General features: G+C 64.6%; 14 protein-coding genes. 10 read left to right on the forward strand and 4 right to left on the reverse strand.

Annotated elements, in window-relative coordinates; translation table 11 throughout:
- Window positions 1-43 precede the first annotated feature (43 nt).
- The 8 genes from FIU66_RS11605 to FIU66_RS11640 all read left to right on the forward strand — a co-directional run bounded on the left by FIU66_RS11605 (window position 44) and on the right by FIU66_RS11640 (window position 12,764).
- Window positions 44-565, forward strand: coding sequence for a TRAP transporter small permease subunit (locus tag FIU66_RS11605; protein WP_167622913.1), 522 nt, complete (start codon window positions 44-46; stop codon window positions 563-565).
- Window positions 565-1,893, forward strand: coding sequence for a TRAP transporter large permease subunit (locus tag FIU66_RS11610; RefSeq protein ID WP_167622914.1), 1,329 nt, complete (start codon window positions 565-567; stop codon window positions 1,891-1,893). Before FIU66_RS11605 ends, FIU66_RS11610 begins: the two co-directional genes overlap by 1 nt.
- Window positions 1,894-1,939: 46 nt before the next feature.
- Window positions 1,940-2,980 (forward strand): TRAP transporter substrate-binding protein, encoded by a 1,041-nt coding sequence (locus FIU66_RS11615; RefSeq protein ID WP_167622915.1) that lies wholly within the window; start codon window positions 1,940-1,942, stop codon window positions 2,978-2,980.
- Window positions 2,981-3,037: 57 nt separating this feature from the next.
- Complete coding sequence (locus FIU66_RS11620; RefSeq protein ID WP_167622916.1) at window positions 3,038-4,399, forward strand: glutamine synthetase family protein; 1,362 nt, start codon at window positions 3,038-3,040, stop codon at window positions 4,397-4,399.
- Between the two features lie 11 nt (window positions 4,400-4,410).
- Window positions 4,411-5,793 carry an aldehyde dehydrogenase family protein gene (locus tag FIU66_RS11625; RefSeq protein WP_167622917.1) on the forward strand — a complete coding sequence of 461 codons (1,383 nt, stop codon included), beginning with the start codon at window positions 4,411-4,413 and terminating at the stop codon, window positions 5,791-5,793.
- 1 nt (window position 5,794) lies between these two features.
- Window positions 5,795-6,955 (forward strand): iron-containing alcohol dehydrogenase, encoded by a 1,161-nt coding sequence (locus tag FIU66_RS11630; protein ID WP_167622918.1) that lies wholly within the window; start codon window positions 5,795-5,797, stop codon window positions 6,953-6,955.
- A gap of 399 nt (window positions 6,956-7,354) precedes the next feature.
- On the forward strand, window positions 7,355-8,575 hold the full coding sequence (locus tag FIU66_RS11635) for a GTP-binding protein (protein ID WP_167622919.1): 1,221 nt from the start codon (window positions 7,355-7,357) through the stop codon (window positions 8,573-8,575).
- A gap of 40 nt (window positions 8,576-8,615) precedes the next feature.
- Window positions 8,616-12,764: a DUF4082 domain-containing protein gene (locus FIU66_RS11640; RefSeq protein ID WP_167622920.1), complete on the forward strand. Its 4,149-nt coding sequence runs from the start codon at window positions 8,616-8,618 to the stop codon at window positions 12,762-12,764.
- Between the two features lie 63 nt (window positions 12,765-12,827).
- On the opposite strand, the gene FIU66_RS18160 is transcribed toward FIU66_RS11640, so the two are convergent.
- On the reverse strand, window positions 12,828-13,172 hold the full coding sequence (locus FIU66_RS18160; protein ID WP_240544679.1) for a DapH/DapD/GlmU-related protein: 345 nt from the start codon (window positions 13,170-13,172) through the stop codon (window positions 12,828-12,830).
- 21 nt (window positions 13,173-13,193) lie between these two features.
- On the opposite strand from FIU66_RS18160, the gene FIU66_RS18165 reads away from it, so the two are divergent.
- A complete protein-coding gene (locus FIU66_RS18165; protein WP_240544680.1) occupies window positions 13,194-13,463 on the forward strand; it encodes a hypothetical protein in 270 nt (89 codons plus the stop codon).
- Between the two features lie 229 nt (window positions 13,464-13,692).
- Entirely contained in the window at window positions 13,693-14,454 is a 762-nt protein-coding gene (locus FIU66_RS11650; RefSeq protein WP_229849271.1) for a response regulator transcription factor, read from the forward strand.
- Between the two features lie 13 nt (window positions 14,455-14,467).
- Here FIU66_RS11650 and FIU66_RS11655 read toward each other — a convergent pair whose 3' ends face one another.
- Genes FIU66_RS11655 through FIU66_RS11665 form a run of 3 tightly spaced genes read right to left on the reverse strand, consistent with a single transcriptional unit; the run spans window position 14,468 to window position 18,773 of the window.
- The gene (locus tag FIU66_RS11655; RefSeq protein ID WP_167622922.1) at window positions 14,468-15,904 is read right to left on the reverse strand and encodes an oligosaccharide flippase family protein; all 1,437 of its coding nucleotides are present in this window, start codon (window positions 15,902-15,904) and stop codon (window positions 14,468-14,470) included.
- Between the two features lie 23 nt (window positions 15,905-15,927).
- Entirely contained in the window at window positions 15,928-17,709 is a 1,782-nt protein-coding gene (locus FIU66_RS11660) for a glycosyltransferase (protein ID WP_167622923.1), read from the reverse strand.
- Entirely contained in the window at window positions 17,706-18,773 is a 1,068-nt protein-coding gene (locus tag FIU66_RS11665; RefSeq protein ID WP_167622924.1) for a UDP-glucuronic acid decarboxylase family protein, read from the reverse strand. The genes FIU66_RS11660 and FIU66_RS11665 overlap by 4 nt, the downstream gene beginning before the upstream one ends.
- Window positions 18,774-18,799 lie beyond the last annotated feature (26 nt).

Here is an 18,799-nt window from a genome sequence, read left to right on the forward strand (position 1 = left end):
GCGTTTCCGCGCCCGATGACCTGTTGCCGCAAGGGGGCTGCTGATGCCGCCCCTGGCGCTTGGCTTCGTGCGCGTGGTCGAGGGGGTCAACCGCCGCGTCGGGCGCATGGCGCTTTATCTGCTGTTCGTGCTGGCGGGCGTTCTGGCCTGGTCGGTCATTGCCAAGGCCTTCTTCCGGCCCGCCTTGTGGACGCAGGAAATGGCGCAGTTCACGATGATCGCCTATGTCGTCCTTGGCGGGGCCTATTCGCTGATGGGGGGCGCCCATGTGCGGATGGACCTGCTCTATTCCCGCTGGTCCGCCCGGACGCGCGCGGCCGTGGATTGCGTGACGGTCTTTGCCCTGATCGTGTTCCTGGCTGTGATCCTGTGGGGCGGGATCGAAAGCACGATCTATGCCCTTGAGATCGGCGAACGGTCGCGCACCGTCTGGCGGCCCTATATGGCGCCGATCAAGATCGTGATCTGCCTGGGCACCTTCCTGATGCTGCTGCAATCGCTGGCCTTCCTGATCCGCGACATCGCCACCCTGCGCGGCACCCCAATCCCCGAGGCGCAGGGCTGATGTCATACGAGCTGATCGCGATCTCGATGTTCCTGGGCATGATGGCCCTGTTGATGACCGGCCAAAGGGTCTTTGCCGGCATCGGCTTCATAGCCGTCATTGCAGCCATCGCGCTGTGGGGGGACCGGGGCGGGCACGACCTGGCCTTCACCAGTGCCATCAAGCTGATGAACTGGTTTCCGATGCTGACGCTGCCGATGTTCGTCTGGATGGGCTTCGTCATGTCGGAAACGCGCATGGCGGACGACCTTTACCGGATGTTCCATGTCTGGTTCGGCCCTGTGCCGGGCGGCCTTGCCGTGGGAACCATCCTGCTGATGGTGCTGGTGTCTGCCATGAACGGGCTGTCGGTCGCGGGCCTGGCCATCGGCGCAACCATCGCCCTGCCGGAAATGCTGCGGCGCGGTTATGACAAGGTGATGGTCACGGGCATCATCCAGGGCGGATCGTCCCTGGGCATCCTGGTGCCCCCGTCGATCGTGCTGGTGCTTTACGCGATGATCGCGCGCCAGCCGGTCGGGCATCTGTGGCTGGCCGGCGTCTTTCCCGGCCTGCTGATGGCGGGGCTGTTCATCGTCTATGTCCTGATCCGCTGCGGGCTGAACCCGCGCCTTGCCCCGCGCCTCTCGTCCGACGAATTGGCCCAGATCACCTGGGGCGAACGGCTGCGCCTGCTGCGCGCGGGCATCACGCCGCTGGTCATCTTCGGCGCGATGATGGGGCCGTTTGTCACCGGCTATGTCAGCCTTGTCGAATCCTCGGTCATCGGGGCGGTCATTGCCTCGCTGGTGGCTGTGGCCAAGGGCCGGTGGACGCGGACCATCTGGGAAACCTGCCTGCGCGGCACGCTGAACGTGACCTGCATGTTCATGTGGATCCTGCTGGCGGCGCTTGCCTTTGGCGCGGTCTTCGACGGGCTTGGCGCGGTCCGCGCGATCGAGGCCTTCTTCCTGGAAGATCTGGGCCTGACCCGGTGGCAGGTCATCATCCTGATGCAGGTGTCCTTCCTGCTGCTGGGGATGTTCCTGGACGACACCGCCATGCTGGTGATCGTCGCGCCCTTGTATATCCCGCTGGTGCGCGCGCTTGAGTTCGACCTGATCTGGTACGGCATCCTCTACACGATCACCTGCCAGATCGCCTATATCACGCCGCCCTTCGGCTATAACCTGTTCCTGATGCGGGCGCTTGCCCCGGACCATGTGACGCTGGGCGACATCTACCGATCCATCGTGCCCATCGTCGCCATCATGATCCTGACGCTGGCGATCATCATGGCCTTCCCGCAGATCGCGCTGTGGCTGCCGGGGCAGGTCTACGGACAATGACAGAGGGCGGTGAACCGCCCCGTTTCCCAACACACCGGAGGTTCAGATGACGACAAGACGCAAGTTTCTGACGACCGCCCCGCTGGCCGCGGGGGCCGCCGCCCTTGCCGCGCCCGCCGTCCATGCACAAGGCGCGCCGATCCGCTGGCGGATGCAGACCTATGCAGGGGCTGCCCTGGGCGAACATGTGGTCAAGCCCGCCATCGACAAGTTCAACGCCATCGCCGACGGCCAGATGCAGATCGAGCTGTTCTATGCCGACCAGCTTGTTCCCACGTCGGAACTGTTCCGCGCCATGCAGAACGGCACCATCGACGCGGTGCAATCGGACGACGATTCCATGCAGTCTCCCACCGAGGTGACGGTCTTCGGCGGCTATTTCCCCTTTGCCAGCCGCTACAGCCTGGATGTGCCGGTGCTGTTCAACCAGTATGGCCTGAAGGAAATCTGGGACCAGGAATACGCGGCGGTGGGGGTCAAGCACATCTCGGCCGGGGCTTGGGATCCGTGCCATTTCGCCACCAAGGAACCGATCAACAGCCTGGCCGACCTGGAAGGCAAGCGGGTCTTCACCTTCCCGACTGCGGGCCGGTTCCTGGCGCAATTCGGCGTCGTGCCCATGCAGCTTCCGTGGGAGGATATCCAGGTGGCCCTTCAGACAGGCGAGTTGGACGGCATCGCCTGGTCAGGCATCACCGAAGATTACACCGTCGGCTGGGCGGACGTGACCAACTACTTCCTGACCAACAACATCTCGGGCGCCTGGATCGGGCATTTCTTCGCCAATGCCGACCGCTGGGCCGAGGTGCCCGACCGGCTGAAGATGCTGATGGAGGTCTGCTTCGAGCAGTCCCATTACTATCGCCAGTGGTGGTATTGGGGCGGCGAGGCCGATCTGCGCGTGAACGGACCCAAGCTGCAACTGACCTCGATTCCCGACGAGGAATGGGCCACGGTCGAGGAACGCGCCCGCGCCTTCTGGGACGAGATCGCCGCCGAATCCGAGACCAAGGCCCGCGTGGTCGAGGTCTTCAAAAGATACAACGACGTGATGGCCAAGGCGGGCCGGCCCTATCGCTATAGCTGACGCCGCCTGCCGCCGGGCGCCCATGCCCGGCGGCATGATCCCTGGGATTGGACGATCATGCCTGCAAACCTGACACTCGACAGTCTGAAGACGGCCTTCGACGCCGGAGAGATCGACACCGTCCTGGTGGTCTTTCCCGACATGCAGGGCCGCCTGATGGGCAAGCGTTTCCACGCCGGCTTCTTCCTGGACGGCGGCCACAAGGAAACCCATTGCTGCAACTATCTGCTGGCCCTGGACATGGAGATGAACACGGTGCCCGGCTATCGCAGCGCGGGATGGGAACAGGGCTATGGCGATTACGTCATGCGCCCGGATCTTTCGACGCTGCGCCGCCTGCCCTGGCTGCCCGGCACCGCCATGGTCATCTGCGACCTGCTGGACCATCACACGCATGACGAGGTCGCGGTTTCCCCCCGCGCCATCCTGAAGCGCCAGATCACCCGCGCCCGCGACATGGGCTTCGAGCCGATGATGGCGACCGAGCTTGAGTTCTACCTGTTCGACAACAGCTATGAAAGCCTGCGCGGCGGCATCGCCGGACTGGTCCCGTCCTCGGGCTACAACGAGGATTACCACATCTTCCAGACCACCCGAGAGGAAGACGTGATGCGCGCCGTGCGCAACCATCTTTACGGCGCGGGCATCCCCATCGAGAGCACCAAGGGCGAGGCCGACGCGGGCCAGATCGAGGTGAACTATCGCTATTCAGACGCGCTCGACACGGCCGACAACCACACGATCATCAAGCAGGGCGTCAAGGAGATCGCCTGGTCGCGCGGCAAGTCCGTGACTTTCATGGCGAAGTACGACACGGCCAAGGCCGGGTCGGCCGCCCATGTGCATCAGTCGCTGTTCCGGGGCGGCCAGTCCGCCTTCCACGACCCGGAAGGCGATCACGGCATGTCGGCCGCGATGAAGCATTTCCTGGCGGGTCAATTGGCCGGGGCCGACCAGATGATGGTCTTCCTGGCACCCTATGTGAACAGCTACAAGCGGTTCTGCGCGGGGCTGTTCGCGCCCACCAAGGCCGTCTGGTCCTGCGACAACCGCACTGCCGCCTTCCGCGTCTGCGGCGAGGGTACGGGGGGCGTCCGCGTCGAATGCCGCATCCCCGGCGCCGACGCCAACCCCTATCTGGCCTGTGCCGCGCTGCTGGCCGCAGGCCTTGACGGGATCGAGCGCAAGCTGGAGCTTGGCCCCGAGATGCGTGGGGACCTTTATCAGGCGCAGGATGTGCGCGAGGTTCCCAAAACCCTGCGCGAGGCCGCCGAACGGCTGAAGACATCGGATCTTTACAGGCGCGCCTTTGGGGATGATGTGGTCGATCACTATCACCACGCCGCGGAATGGGAGATCGCCGAGACCGACCGCGTCGTCACCGACCACGACCTGCGCCGATTGCTGGAACGCGCCTGACAGGACCGACCATGAAAGACATCAACCTGATTTCCCCCATCGACGGATTGGTGCTGGTCCGGCGCACACCGCTGGACCGTGACGCCGCCCAGGCCACTGTTGCCCGCGCGCGTGCCGCCCAGGCCGAATGGGCCGCCCGCCCGCTGGACGACCGCATCGCCTTGGTCAAGGCGGGCGTGGCCGCCCTGACCGCGATGAAAGACGACATCGCCACCGAACTCGCCCGGCAGATGGGCCGCCCCGTCCGCTTCGGCGCGGGCGAGATGGGCGGCGTGAACGCCCGCACCGACTACATGGCCCAGATCGCCGCCGAGACGCTGGCCCCGAAGGTGATCGAGGACAGCGACAGCTTCCGCCGCGTCCTGGCGCGCGAACCGCTGGGCGTGGTCTTCGTGATCGCGCCCTGGAACTATCCCTACCTGACGGCGATCAACACCATCGTCCCGGCCCTGATCGCGGGCAACGCCGTGGTGCTGAAGCACGCAAGCCAGACCCTGCTGGCGGGCGAGCGTCTGGCCCAAGCATTCCACGCGGGTGGCGTGCCAGCCGACGTGTTCCAGAATCTCGTGCTGGATCATGCCACCACCGAAAGCCTGATCGCCGCGCGGGTCTTCGACTTCGTGAACTTCACCGGTTCGGTCGCCGGGGGCCGCGCCATCGAGCGGGCGGCGGCGGGCACCTTCACCTCGCTGGGGCTGGAGCTGGGCGGCAAGGATCCGGGATATGTCCGCGCCGATGCCGACCTGGACGCGGCGGTGGAAGGCCTGATGGACGGCGCGATGTTCAATTCCGGCCAGTGCTGCTGCGGGATCGAGCGGATCTATGTCCATGACAGCCTGTATGATGCCTTTGTCGAAAAAGCGGTGGCGTGGACGAAGGCCTTGACGCTGGGCGATCCGCTGGACCCGGCCACGACGCTTGGCCCCATGGCCCATGTCCGCTTCGCGCAGACCGTCCGCGACCAGGTGGCCGAGGCCGTTGCGCAGGGCGCCCGCGCGCTGATCGACCCCTCGGCCTTCCCACGGGACGACGGTGGCGCCTATCTGGCTCCGCAGGTGCTGGTGGATGTCGATCATTCCATGCGCGTGATGGTCGAGGAAAGCTTCGGCCCGGTCGTGGGCATCATGCGCGTGTCCGGCGACGACCAGGCGGTGCGGCTGATGAACGACAGCCCCTACGGCCTGACAGCCAGCATCTGGACGCGCGACGCCGATGCCGCAGCCGGCATCGGCGCGCGGATCCAGACGGGCACCGTCTTCATGAACCGCGCCGACTACCTTGACCCGGCGCTCTGCTGGACCGGATGCAAGGACACCGGGCGCGGCGGCAGCCTGTCCTATCTGGGTTACCTCGCCGTGACCCGGCCGAAATCCTATCACTTGAAAAGGGCGTGACATGAGCCTTGATGTCCCCAACCGCAACTGGTCCTATCCGACCGCCATCAAGTTCGGCGCGGGCCGGATCACCGAATTGGCCGACCATGCCAGGGCGGCGGGCATCACCCGCCCGCTGCTGGTCACCGACAAGGCCTTGGCCTCGCTGCCCATCACCGCAGGCGCCCTGGATGTCCTGGATCGCGCGGGGCTTGGCCGCGCGGTCTTTTCCGACGTTGACCCAAACCCGACCGAGGCGAACATGCTGGCAGGCATTGCCGCATACAAGGCGGGCGGGCATGACGGGGTGATCTGCTTCGGCGGTGGCTCGGCCCTGGATCTGGGCAAGATGATCGCGCTGATGGCCGGGCAGCGCCCCGGCCTGTCCGTCTGGGATCTGGAGGACGTGGACGACTGGTTCACCCGCGCCGACGCGGATGCCATTGCCCCCATCGTGGCCGTGCCGACCACGGCGGGCACGGGCAGCGAGGTGGGCCGCGCGGGCGTGCTGACCAATTCCGAAACCCACCGCAAGAAGATCATTTTCCACCCCCGGCTGATGCCCACGGTGACGATATGCGATCCCGAACTGACGGTCGGAATGCCCGCCTTCGTCACCGCCGGCACCGGCATGGACGCCCTGGCCCATTGCCTTGAGGCCTATTCGTCGCCCCATTACCACCCGATGAGCCAGGGCATCGCGCTGGAAGGAATGCGGCTGGTCTTCGAAAACCTGCCGGTGGTCTATCGCGACCCCGGCAACCTGACGGCCCGCGCCCATATGATGAGCGCGGCATTGATGGGCGCGGTGGCCTTCCAGAAGGGGCTGGGTGCGATCCATTCGCTGTCCCACCCGGTCGGCGCCGTCTATGGCACCCATCACGGCACCACCAATGCCGCGGTGATGCCCGCCGTGCTGGATTTCAACCGCCCGGTCATCGAGGAGCGGATCAAGGCCGCAGCCGCCTATCTGGGCATTGCCGGCGGCTTCGACGGCTTCCGCCAACGGATCGTGGCGCTGTCTTCGGAACTGGGCATCCCAAACGGCCTTGCCGCAATGGGGGTTCAGGCCGACCGGTTGGATGAACTGACCGTCATGGCCCTGGAAGACCCGTCATGCGGCGGCAACCCGGTCGCCATGACGCCCCAGAACACCCGCGCCCTGTTCGAGGCTGCAATGTGACCTTTGGGGCCAGTTGCGGCGATCACTGACGCTCGCGGCTGCCACCGGCAGCCGCACAAGCGAGGTTTCGATCCTTCGGAAACCGGCAAAGTCCATCAGACGAAAGTCGTATGATTCCTTGCTGGCCCAGTCGCTGCCGGAGGGTCGCGCCAGCTGATATGCCTCCCTATGGACAAGCCAATGAAGGGGACTTGGCCGAAAGGGACGGGCGGCAGGGCATGGCCCTGCCCATTCGTCTGATGGCTGCCCCTCGCGGATGATTGCCGGGGCGGCGTGACCTCTGACACCTTTTCTTCGAGACGCCGATTTCAAGGGTCCGGCCCTGATGGCCGATGGCCCCGGGGCTGCAGACAGGACGCAAATCCCTTGTCTGTCCCTGCGCGTTTCGTGGAGGGGGCTATGACGAACCCAGACAAAAGGCTGCCGACGACGGTTCTGTCCGGGTTCCTTGGGGCGGGCAAGACGACGCTTGTCAACCGCATCCTCCGCAACCGCCAGAACCTGCGCGTGGCCGTTCTGGTGAACGACCTGGCCGAGGTCAACATCGACGCCGACCTGATCCGGGCGGGGCGCGCGAAGCTGAACCAGACGCAGGAAACGCTGGTGGAACTGTCGAACGGCTGCATCTGCTGCACGCTTCGCGCCGACCTGCTGGTCGAGGTCCGGCGCCTGGCAGAAGCGGGCCGCTTCGACTATCTGCTGATCGAGGCGACCGGCATTTCCGAGCCCCTTCCGGTGGCGGCGACGTTCGAGTTCTGCAACGACCAGGGCAGCCTTGCCGAAGTCGCTCGCTTGGACGCGATGATAACCGTTGTCGATGCGGCAAGCCTTCTGGCTGATTTCGACAGCCGCGACTTCCTGCGCGACCGCGGCGAATTCCGCGACGAAAACGACGCGCGCACCCTGGTCGAACTGCTTGTCGACCAGATCGAGTTCGCAGATCTGATCATCCTGAACAAGATCGACCTTGCGGGACCGCGCCAGACGGCGGCCGCGCGACGCATCATCCGGGCGCTGAACCCCGAGGCCCGGCTGATCGAGACCAGCTTCGCCGATGTCGATCCAGCCCGTGTTCTGGACACCGGCCTGTTCAGTCCGGCGCGCGCGCGCAGCCACCCGATGTGGTTCAAGGAGCTGAACGGTTTCCAGGACCATGTCCCGGAAACGGAAGAATACGGGATCACCTCGTTCTGCTATCGCGCCCGCGTTCCCTTCGACTGGGACCGCATCAGCCAGGCCCTTTGCGGACCGTCCGGCGTTTTGGGGGGCGTCATGCGCGCCAAGGGGCATTTCTGGACCGCCGACGCGCCCGAGGCGGTGCGGACCTTCAGCCTGGCCGGCCGCCTGAGCGAGATCGGGCATGGGGGACGCTGGTGGGCCGCCACGCCCCGCAGGCACTGGCCGACCGACCCCGCTGCCGTTGCGCGGATCGCCAGGCATTGGCAGGCGCCCTTCGGCGACCGCCGGCAAGAGCTTGTCTTCATCGGCACGCAAGCCATGAACCGCGAGGCGATCACCCGCGCCCTGGATGAATGTCAGGCCAAGGGCGGCCCGGTCCTTCGGCGGCGGATGATAAACCCCTCGGCCCACCCGGCCGCAGGGCTGTTTGCGGCCCCGTGAACGTCATGGGGACGCGGCACCAGATGTGGAGGATGCCTTCGTGGCCGACAATGTGATTGTCCTCGAGAACCAGCGGACCGACGGGGTCATGTCCCAGTCCTATTGGGACGTTCCGCATTCAAAGCAGATCGAGGGCTTCGCGACCCAGATCAGCGTCAATGTCGGGGATACGGTCGATTTCAAGATCAACGTCAACGGCAATGCCGGAAGCGACTACAATGTCGAGATCTTCCGGCTTGGCTATTACGGCGGCGAAGGCGCCCGGAAGGTATCCGGATGGACCAATGACAGCGCGACCGTCCAGCCTGAGGCCGACTATGACCCGACGCTTGGTCTGGTCGACGCCGGCAACTGGAGCGTCACGGACAGCTGGGACGTTCCCGAGGACGCCGTATCGGGCGTCTATCTGGCCCGGTTGCAGCGCCTGGACGCAGACGGCAACCCGATCGAAGGCGCGGTGAACCAGATCCCCTTCATCATCCGCGACGATGACCGGGAAGCCGATATCGTCCTGCAGACATCGGACACGACATGGCACGCCTATAACGGCTGGTTCGGCAACAACGGCAAGATCGGGGCGAATCTTTACGGCGATGCCAGCGGTACGATCGATCACCCGGACATTCCCGGGGAACGGACAGGCGGGTTCGAGGACCGGGCCTATGCCGTCAGCTACAACCGCCCCTTCATCACCCGCGGCATCGAGGGCGAACAGGGCGGACCCTTGTCCGGCGCCCAGGACTATCTGTTCGGGGCCGACTATGCCGCGATCCACTGGCTGGAAAAGAACGGCTACGACATTTCCTACATCTCGGGCGTGGATACCGACCGGATGGGGGCGGATTACCTGACCAAGTACCAGGCCTTCATCTCGGTCGGGCATGACGAATACTGGTCGGGCGGACAGCGCGAGAATGTCGAGGCGGCCCGGGAAGCCGGGGTGAACCTGCTGTTCTGGGGCGGCAACGACATCTACTGGAAGACCCGCTGGGAAACCTCCGAGGTGGACGGGGTCGAGTATCGGACCCTGGTCTGCTACAAGGAAACCTGGGCCAATACCAATCCCAATGCTGGTCCCGCCGACTACGTCAACCTGGACCCGGCCGACGTCTGGACGGGCACCTGGCGCGACATCCGGTTCCAGGCCAATCCGCTTGCGGGTTATCCAGCGCCGAATGACGGAATCTCGGGCCAGCCCCATACCTGCAACTGCGCCGAGAACGCGCTGTCCGGGCAGCTTTTCGGTCCCGACGGAACCGGCGAGTTCGGCGGCGCCCTGGATGTTCCTGCGCAATTCGCGCCCTTGCGCGTGTGGCGCGACACAAGCATCGCCGACGGGGGCGCCCTCGGCATCGCGCCGGGCCTTATCGGCTATGAATGGAATACCTCGCCCGACGATCCGCGGCGGCCTGCGGGGCTGATCCATCTTTCGGAAAGCACGATCGACTGGAACGGGATCCTCGTGGACCAGGGAAACGCCACCGCGCCGGGCACCGCCACGCATAACCTGTCGCTGTATCGTGCCGAAAGCGGTGCCTTGGTGTTCGGTGCGGGGACGGTCTTCTGGACCTGGGCGCTGAGCGACAAGCACGACGGCTCGCCCTATGACGCGTCGATCGAAAACGCGGATCTTCAGCAATTCGTCATCAACCTGTTCGCCGATATGGGGATCCAGCCGGGTGTCGCGGACCTGGTGCTGGCGTCGCAGGGACTGGTCCGTGCGGCGGCCTCGGAAGATGAGGTTGCGGCCACGGCAACGATCAACGACCTGCCCGACACGGTTCCGGAATTCGGCATCGTCACCATTTCGGGGACGGCAACCGACAATGACGGAAACGCGGCCACGGACGACGGCGTGGTGGCCCTGGTCGAATTGTCCTTCGACGGCGGCAAGACCTGGAACGTCGCCACGGGAACGACGAACTGGACCTACAGTTGGCTGGCGACGGGCCAGCAGACCTATGACATCCGCGTCCGCGCCATCGATGACAGCCTGAACCTGCCCACTGCCTCGACCCTGGATCGCCAGATCGTCGAGGTCGTCGAGCCGGAAACCCCCGACAGCATCAGCCTGTTCATTCCCTGGACGACGCCCAACAGCCAGTTCTACCAGGAAAGCGGGACGATCCACCTGGGCACGCGCTTCTCGGCTACCCAGGCGGGGCAGATCACCGAATTGCGCTATTGGCGCGATCCGCTGGACTCAGGCGATACCGACATCCGGACGGGCCGGCTGTGGAACGCTGACGGCACGCTTCTGGGGGTGGTCCAGTTTACGTCGGCCCCCGGCGAAAGCGGATGGCAGGTTGCGGAACTTAGTATCCCGGTCAACCTCATCGCAGGGCTGGAATACATCGTCTCGTACGAAACCCAGAACAACTATGTCGCCACCCAGGGCTTTTTCACCAACCCGCATGACGGCCCCTTCGGCTATCTGATGGCTGCCGGGGGTGCGAACGGGGTCTTCGGTTATGGCGCGGGCAATATCATGCCCACGCGCAGCTACCTTTCGTCGAACTACTGGGTGGATGTGGGCTTCAGCCCGACCACCCCGACCGGAGGCGCGCCGGTGTTCAGCGGGCCTGCCTCGTTCAGCATCGCGGAAAACACGCTTCTTGCGGCGATGATCGCGGCGACCGACCCCGACGCAGATACGGTCACCTATTCGATCGGGGGCGGCAAGGACGCGAACAGGTTCTCGATCAATGGCGCGACCGGCGCGCTGATCTTCGACTTTGCGCCCGATTACGACAACCCGGCCGATTCCGATGGCGACAATGTCTACGAGGTCATCATCCGGGCCCATGACGGCAACAGCGGACCTGTGACCCAGGCCATCACAATCGCGGTCACCGACGAAACGACCGAGATCCCGCACTCGACCCTGTTCGGTGCGGGCGAGGCGCCGACCTATGTCGAGACGGGTGACAGCACCAGCTATGAACTGGGCACGATCCTGCAGGCAAGGCAGTGGGGTCAGGTCGCTGCCTTGCGATACTGGCGCGGAACGGCGGATGCGGGTGATACCGATGCCCGCACGCTGAACCTGTGGACTGCGGGGGGCGTGCTTCTGGCCTCGGCCACAGTGGTCTCGGCGGCGGGCGACGACGGCTGGCAAACGGCGATCCTCGATGCACCGGTGACGCTGGATCCCAGGGATCGCTATGTCGTCTCTTATGGCACCACGCAGAACTATGCCGCGACGCCGAACTATTTCTCATCGGCCCAGACGGGCCCGGACGGGGTGCTCTCCTCTCCGGTGAATGGCGGGGTGTTCGGGCATGGCCGGACCGGCATCTTCCCGACGGTCAGTTGGCAGGGGACGAACTATTGGGTGGATGCCGTCTTCGTGCCCATGCCCCAGTCCAACGAGGCGCCCACTTTCGTGACGGTAGATACGTCGTTCTCGATCACCGAGAACCGCCTGGACGTGGCGACCTTCTCTGCCTTCGATCCGGACGGCGATACCCTGGTCTTTGCCATCAGCGGCGGCGAGGACGCAGGACTGCTGCGCATGAACGCCACAACCGGCGCCCTGACCTTTGCCGATCTGCCGGATTTCGAGAACCCCTTGGACGCGGATGGCGACGGGATTTATGAACTGCAGATCTCGGTGTCGGACGGGACCAGCCCGGCGATCCTTCGGGACATCACGGTCACCGTCACCGACCAGGATCCGGAAACCGTCGCCTTTTCGCTGTTCAACGCTTCGCAGAGCCCTGACCAGATCGTCACCAACGATCCGACCGCATATGAACTGGGCGTCAGGTTCATTTCCAGCATGGGCGGCGACCTGACCGAGCTTCGCTACTGGCGCGGCAATGCCGACGCTTTCGACACCGACATCCGCACGCTGAACCTGTGGGACCAGAACGGAGTGCTTTTGACAAGCGTGACCGTGCAATCGAACCCGGGTGCAACGGGATGGCAATCCGGCATTCTTGATTCCGCGGTCGAATTGACACCCGGCGCGCTTTATGTGGCATCCTATGGGACCACCCAGAATTACGCATTCACGTCGAATTACTTTGCCGAGGATCGGACGGATTCCAGTGGAATGCTGACCGCGCCGTCTGCCGGCGGAAACGGTGTTTTCCGCGCAGGATCGACAGGCCTGTTTCCAAATGCAACCTATAATGCTTCAAACTATTGGGTCGATATTGTCATAGAACCGTCGTTCGATATCTAAATGTGATGGAGAAGCTGTCAATTCTCTGCTGAAAGTTATTCTGCAATATAACAAAGAAGCAAACTATTCTGCAGGCTGGGCTGCATTCCGTAAAACACGGGCGGGATTTCCCGCGACCACCGCGCCGGGGGCCACATCGCGCACGACGACTGAGCCCATGCCCACCACCGCACCCTCGCCGATGCTGACGCCATCGCGGATGCAGGCGCCGCTGCCGATATAGCAGTCCGGCCCAACGGTCACGCCGCCTGCCATGATGACGCCCGCGCCGACAATCGAGTAGTCGCCGATGCGGACGTCGTGGTGGATGATCGCGCGGGGCATCACCAGGACATGCTGCCCCAGCAAGGCATTCGACGTCAGCAGCGCCCCATCATAGAGGACGACCCCCTGCCCCAGCTCTGCCATTGCCGAAACCTTGGCGGACTGGTGGATGAAGCGGGCGAATCGCTTTTGCGGCAGGCCCGTCCTCTTGATGATGTCTTTGCGCGCCCTGATGCTGCGCACCGACCCCACCAGGCAGAGAAAGCTGGCACCCGGATATTTTCTCGCTCCGGTAAAATCCACAATTCGGATTCCCCTGAAAAGTGTGCCTTTCAACTGGGGGCCTTCATCCAGAATGGCGGGCACTACCGCAACGGCAGTCAGGGCTTCAAAGATCTCTACCAGATTGCCGCTCAGGCCTATTGGGATGATTGACGGGCGCATGGTTAAACTCCGTATGTCTATATAATTTCGGACCAGATCTTATCCGCCGTCAACGCAAGCCGTTAACTTTTCCGCGATCCTGTATTTGTCCGATTGTCCATTATGCCGTGGCCGATCGCCAAAGTTTCCCAATCCTTCCGGGATTTGGGAATCCTGATCGCCTGCAGGGCGGTTAAACATCGGACGTGTGAGTGGTGAGAGTTTTTCATGGGAGACTATCGTGGCCAACACGCTGACGAGGGCTTTTGACAATACCGCCAAGGGCGGTCCTGCGACCGCCGCCCTGAAGATCGCGCCTGCCCCTGGCTGGACGATCAGCATGATCTCGCAACATGCCATCGAACTCGAGATGCTGTCGTCGCTGCTTGGCAGCGTTTTCGCCGATGCGGAAATCCGCAGCTATCAATCGCCCGAGGAATGGCGAAGGGCAGTCCATGATCCTTACGGCAACGAGACCGTGATCTACCACATCGGCGATGGCCGTCTGGCCGACAAGGCGGTCAAGGACGCGCTGCGTGCCTTCATCGCGCAGGCGGGGGACAGGCGCGTTGTGGTGATGTCCCGCGACAGCGACCTGATGGCGACCTGCGATGCGGTGGAATGCGGTGCATCGGGCTATATCCCGCCAAGCGTGGGCGTGGACGAACTGATCGCCGCGCTGCGTGGATCGTCCTCGAAAAGCGTGGTCCTGCCCCGCAAGAGCGTCGAGGCCCTCTGCGCGGCGCTGAGCGAGGCGCTGCAACAGCGGCCCGGGCTTGAAACCTATTTCACCGAGCGCCAGCTTTGCGTGGCCAAGGCCCTGCGGAAGGGTTCGGCAAACAAGATCATCGCCCATGAACTTGGCCTGTGCGAAAGCACCGTCAAGGTTCACATCCGCAGCATCATGCGCAAGCTGAACGCGACCAACCGGACCCAGGCGGCCGCCCGGCTGAACGACCTGGCGAACGGCGTCGGAGAACTGGAGCTGCATCCCGATCATTGACTGGCCCCGGCGGTCACGCACGAAGACCTCGTGGCTGCCGGCGCAGACGCGCGACCAACCGCATCACCTCGGTCGACAGGGGGCTTTGCATCGCGACCACGGCAGCGGCCCAGCAAGGCAAGGTCGCCAGCCCCACCGCGACAAGGCCAAGCAGAGTGGGACCTGTCGTTGCAAGCATCAGCAGGCTTGGCGCCATGGCCGCGATGGACAGGACGGCACTGCGGCCCATGCCCTGCAGAAGCGCGGCCCAGTCGAACTCCAGCCGGCGGCGGACGACCCAGAGCGTCATGACGGCCTGCATCGGGTTCAGCAGAAGCAGGCTAAGCGCCACTGCCGTCATGCCGTTCAGCGCAGCCACGCCGATGATCCCGACGGTCAACGGAAAAAGGACAAGCTGAAGCACCGCATTGTCGCGGACGGCCCCGGTCGCCACAAGGGCGGGAAAGGTCATGGGCACCGGGAACAGCGCCATCCCCGCAATGGCCACGATCCTCAGAAGCGGGATCACGTCCAGCCACTGCGGCCCAAGCAGCAGATGCACCAGCGGATCGGCCAGCAGCGCCAGGCAGGCCAGCAACGGCCATTGCACGGACGAGATCATCTCGAGCGCGGTGAGATATCCCTTGGCCAGCGGCGTGGACTGCCGCGCCTGGCGGGAAAACTCGGCGAAGATGACCGGCTGCACCGCGCCGATGATCATCCGGTCGGGCAATTGCGTCAGGGCAAGCGCCCGATAGAAATGTCCAAGCGCATCAAGCCCCATCAGCCGTCCCAGCAACAGCCGCGGCACCTGTTCCGACATCAGGCCGACAAGGGTGACCATGCTGGTCCAGCCCCCGAAGGCCAGGATCTGACGCCAATGTGCCAGCGATGGACGGAAGCTGTCCCATTGCGGCCGTACCAGCATGGCCCCGCCCGCACTGACACAGGCCGCAGCGACGGATCCCCAGCTGAGCGACTGCGGCCCCAGCCCCCCCGCCGCCAGGGCAACCGTGACAACGGCCCCGGCGGTGCCGGACGCGATCCCGATGGCTGCAAGCTGCCCGAAGGCCATGTCCCGGCGCAGCAGGGCGATGCGGATCGCGCTGACCGGGGCAAAGACAAAGCCCAGCGACGCGATCCGTATCAGCGGCGCCAGATCCGGGGTGCCGTAAAGCCTTGCCGCAGGCTCGGCCAGCACCCACAATCCCGTGCCAAGCAAGGCGGACAGCATCGTAACAAGCGTAAAGGCGCCGCGCAGGAAATCGGGCGTCAGCCGGTGTTCCCGGACAATGCAGCTTGTGACCCCGAAATCGCGGAAGGTTTCGACAAGGATCACGCCCGCGCTTGCCACAAGGAAAAGGCCTACCTCGGCCGGCGTCAGCAGGCGCGAGACAAGCACCATCAGCAGCACCGCAAGCAGCGCGGCATAACCTTTTTCAAAGAACGCGAAGACCAGGGAACGGCGCAATCACAACACCCACATTGGCGGAATCAAGGTCGCGATTCGTGGCGCGTTCGACTGCCATGAATCCGTAGGGCCATGCGCCGTGCCAGCCGGCGCCCGGAGGGGGGCAGCAGCTTGCGCCCCAATGCATCGCGAAGCGCGATCAGATAGCCAAAGCCCGGCGCGGGCGGCAGGCGCGGGCGCAGAGTGCCCACCGGCATAATCCGCAACAGCCGGTCCAAGGCCGCCAGGGACCGCTGCCCGACCCTGACCGGATGCCGCCCGGAACCTTCGCCGCGCCGGGCCATGAATGCGGCGAGCTCCCGGTCGATGGCCTGGGTCATCGCGGGGGTGGTCGGATGGATGCTGCCCGATCCGGTGCTTGCACCGACGACGGCCCGGTCGTCCTCGCCTGCCATCTGGTCCAGGACGCCCTTGACGCGGGCCAGACCGGCATGGCCTGCGGAAGGATAGCGATCCCGCAGGGCAATGGCCTCGGCCTCTCGCCCGGATGCCATCAGCGCAAGAAGGCACAGCGCCCATTCCGCCGGGTCCGGCCGCGACGCACCATATTCGGTGATCGTCACGCGGATCAGGGCCGAAAGCCTGCGAAAGGCCTCGTCGGGCCGGTTCTCGGCAAGATCGCAAAGCGCCAGGCCAAGCTTCGCCTCGGGAAGATAGGGCACATAGGCCAGGGCGGCCTCGAACTGCTGGCGGGCACGGGCAAGTTCGTTCTTCGCCAGGTGACCATGCGCCTTCTGCAGGGCCAGCCGGTCAAGGCCCGTTGCGGGCAGATGCCCATGGTGGCGCGCCGATGCGACCGCAACCGCCTTTAACGGCGCAAAGGGCCCCGGCTGGACGATCCGCTGCCCGGATCCAAGCGTCTGGTGCAGGTCGAACCAGTCGCGGATCTGGCGGCGGTGATGCAGGGTATGGCGACCGGCGACCAGCGTATGACCGGCGCGGGTGATCCGCAGCATCCGGTCGGGATCGGCCATCAGCGCGTCGATCTTTTCGACCACCTCCGAAGGCGTCGCGAAGACGCAGTTCTCGCCGTCGCGGAAGCCCGCCGCTTCCAGCACGGGGGTGCGCTCGGTCACCAGAAGGCAGCCCGCCCCCGGGATCTCAAGGTGCTTGCGGACAAGCTCGTGGCCCATCGTGCCGCAACTGGGCGATACCCAGCTTGCACTCAGGGCATCGGCATAGGCCTGCCCCGCCAGCAGGCGCCGCGCCCCGGCGTCCTCGTAGCGGAAGGCCGGGGTGATCAGGCTGGGATAATGCTGCGCCAGCGTCTGGTAGACGGCGCTGCGCCAGGGATAGAGCGGTCCGCTTTGCCCCGTCAGCATGACGGGGATGACCTTTGCCTGCCCGCGAAACCGGAACATGTCGGGGTCGATGAAATTGGGCCAGACGAAGATCCGGTCGGCCTGATCGGGCATATAGGCCGGGGTGGCGGTGCCGATTGCGAAGGCCGTCTCGACCCCCCAGTCGTCCATGTCCGCCCAGAACCCCGCGCGGCGGTCGCACCACGGATCGCCATTATGCAGGCCCAGCCGGGGAATCCCGGGATGGGCCCTGGTATTGTCGATGCGGATGCGCCGCGAGCCGTGGCTGCGATAGCCTGCCTCGAACAGAACCAGATCCGGCTGATGGCGGTCGCAAACCTGGTCAAAGTCGCAGTCGTGCGAAATCACGGTCACGTCGAAGAACTGCGCCAGGCACTTGACATGCAGGTTCATCTGCAAGGTCAGAAAGCCCGAGGCCGCCTTGTTCGGGGCATGGTCCCACTGGAAGAACAGCAGGCGGGGCCTGGGCGAAAGGCTGTTCATGGCAGGCCGAACTGTCCAAGGCCGTTGACGTGATCGCCTGCGGGAACAGGCGTTGCCGCAGCGGCCGGAACGATGATCGCCTCCTTTGGCCGTGGCTCCGCGACCTGCCGATCCCTGCCGCGGGACAGCAGGTTCTCGAAATAGGCGATTGTATGCGAGAGGCCCTCCCGCAGCTGGATCCGGGGCGTCCAGCCCAGATACTGGGTGGCCCTGGAGATGTCGGGCTTGCGCTGGACAGGATCATCCGTCGGCAAGGGCCGATGGTCGATCCGCGACGGCGATCCGGTCAGTTCGATCACCAGATCGGCCAGTTCGCGAATGGTGAATTCGGCCGGGTTGCCCAGGTTCATCGGCATGGGCGCATCGCTTGGCGCGTTCATCAGCAGCCGGAAGCCTGCGATCAGGTCATCGACATAGCAGAAGGAACGGGTCTGGGTTCCGGCGCCATAGATCGTGATCGGCTCGCCCCTCAGGGCCTGCACGATGAAATTGGACACCACCCGCCCGTCATGGCTGCTCATCCTGGGGCCATAGGTGTTGAAGATGCGGGCCATCCGGATGTCCAGGCCAAGATGCCGCTTGTAGTCGAAGAACAGTGTTTCGGCGCAACGCTTGCCTTCGTCATAGCAGGAACGGGGACCGATGGTGTTGACATTGCCCCAATAGGATTCGGGCTGGGGATGGACCAGCGGGTCGCCATAGATTTCGCTGGTCGAGGCCTGGAAGATGCGCGACTTGGTCCGCCGCGCCAGCCCCAGCATGTGGATGGCACCCAGGACATTGGTCTTCACCGTCTTGACCGGATCGGTCTGATAGTGGATCGGCGAGGCTGGCGAGGCCAGGTTCCAGATCTCGTCCACCTCGACATAAAGCGGGACCGTCACGTCGTGGCGCATGACCTCGAAGCGCGGATTGTCCTGGAGATGCAGGATGTTCCGGCGCGATCCGGTCTGGAAGTTGTCGACGCATAGAACGTCGTGCCCGTCGTTCAGCAAGCTTTCGCACAGGAACGATCCCAGGAACCCCGAGCCTCCGGTGACCAATATGCGTTTGGATGCAGGCATCTTTATCCTCGGCTCTTGTTGTGGTC

It is taken from the genome of Paracoccus sp. AK26, assembly GCF_011801365.1.
GTDB lineage: Bacteria > Pseudomonadota > Alphaproteobacteria > Rhodobacterales > Rhodobacteraceae > Paracoccus > Paracoccus aerius.

What these genes read in the sequence shown, in the direction of transcription:
- FIU66_RS11615 (WP_167622915.1), top strand. Translation starts at nt 1,940, where the DNA reads ATGACGACAAGACGCAAGTTTCTGACGACCGCCCCGCTGGCCGCGGGG.
- FIU66_RS11620 (WP_167622916.1), top strand. Translation starts at nt 3,038, where the DNA reads ATGCCTGCAAACCTGACACTCGACAGTCTGAAGACGGCCTTCGACGCC.
- FIU66_RS11665 (WP_167622924.1), bottom strand. Translation starts at nt 18,773, where the DNA reads ATGCCTGCATCCAAACGCATATTGGTCACCGGAGGCTCGGGGTTCCTG.
- FIU66_RS11635 (WP_167622919.1), top strand. Translation starts at nt 7,355, where the DNA reads ATGACGAACCCAGACAAAAGGCTGCCGACGACGGTTCTGTCCGGGTTC.
- FIU66_RS11625 (WP_167622917.1), top strand. Translation starts at nt 4,411, where the DNA reads ATGAAAGACATCAACCTGATTTCCCCCATCGACGGATTGGTGCTGGTC.
- FIU66_RS11605 (WP_167622913.1), top strand. Translation starts at nt 44, where the DNA reads ATGCCGCCCCTGGCGCTTGGCTTCGTGCGCGTGGTCGAGGGGGTCAAC.
- FIU66_RS11630 (WP_167622918.1), top strand. Translation starts at nt 5,795, where the DNA reads ATGAGCCTTGATGTCCCCAACCGCAACTGGTCCTATCCGACCGCCATC.
- FIU66_RS11610 (WP_167622914.1), top strand. Translation starts at nt 565, where the DNA reads ATGTCATACGAGCTGATCGCGATCTCGATGTTCCTGGGCATGATGGCC.
- FIU66_RS18160 (WP_240544679.1), bottom strand. Translation starts at nt 13,172, where the DNA reads ATGGCAGAGCTGGGGCAGGGGGTCGTCCTCTATGATGGGGCGCTGCTG.
- FIU66_RS11660 (WP_167622923.1), bottom strand. Translation starts at nt 17,709, where the DNA reads ATGAACAGCCTTTCGCCCAGGCCCCGCCTGCTGTTCTTCCAGTGGGAC.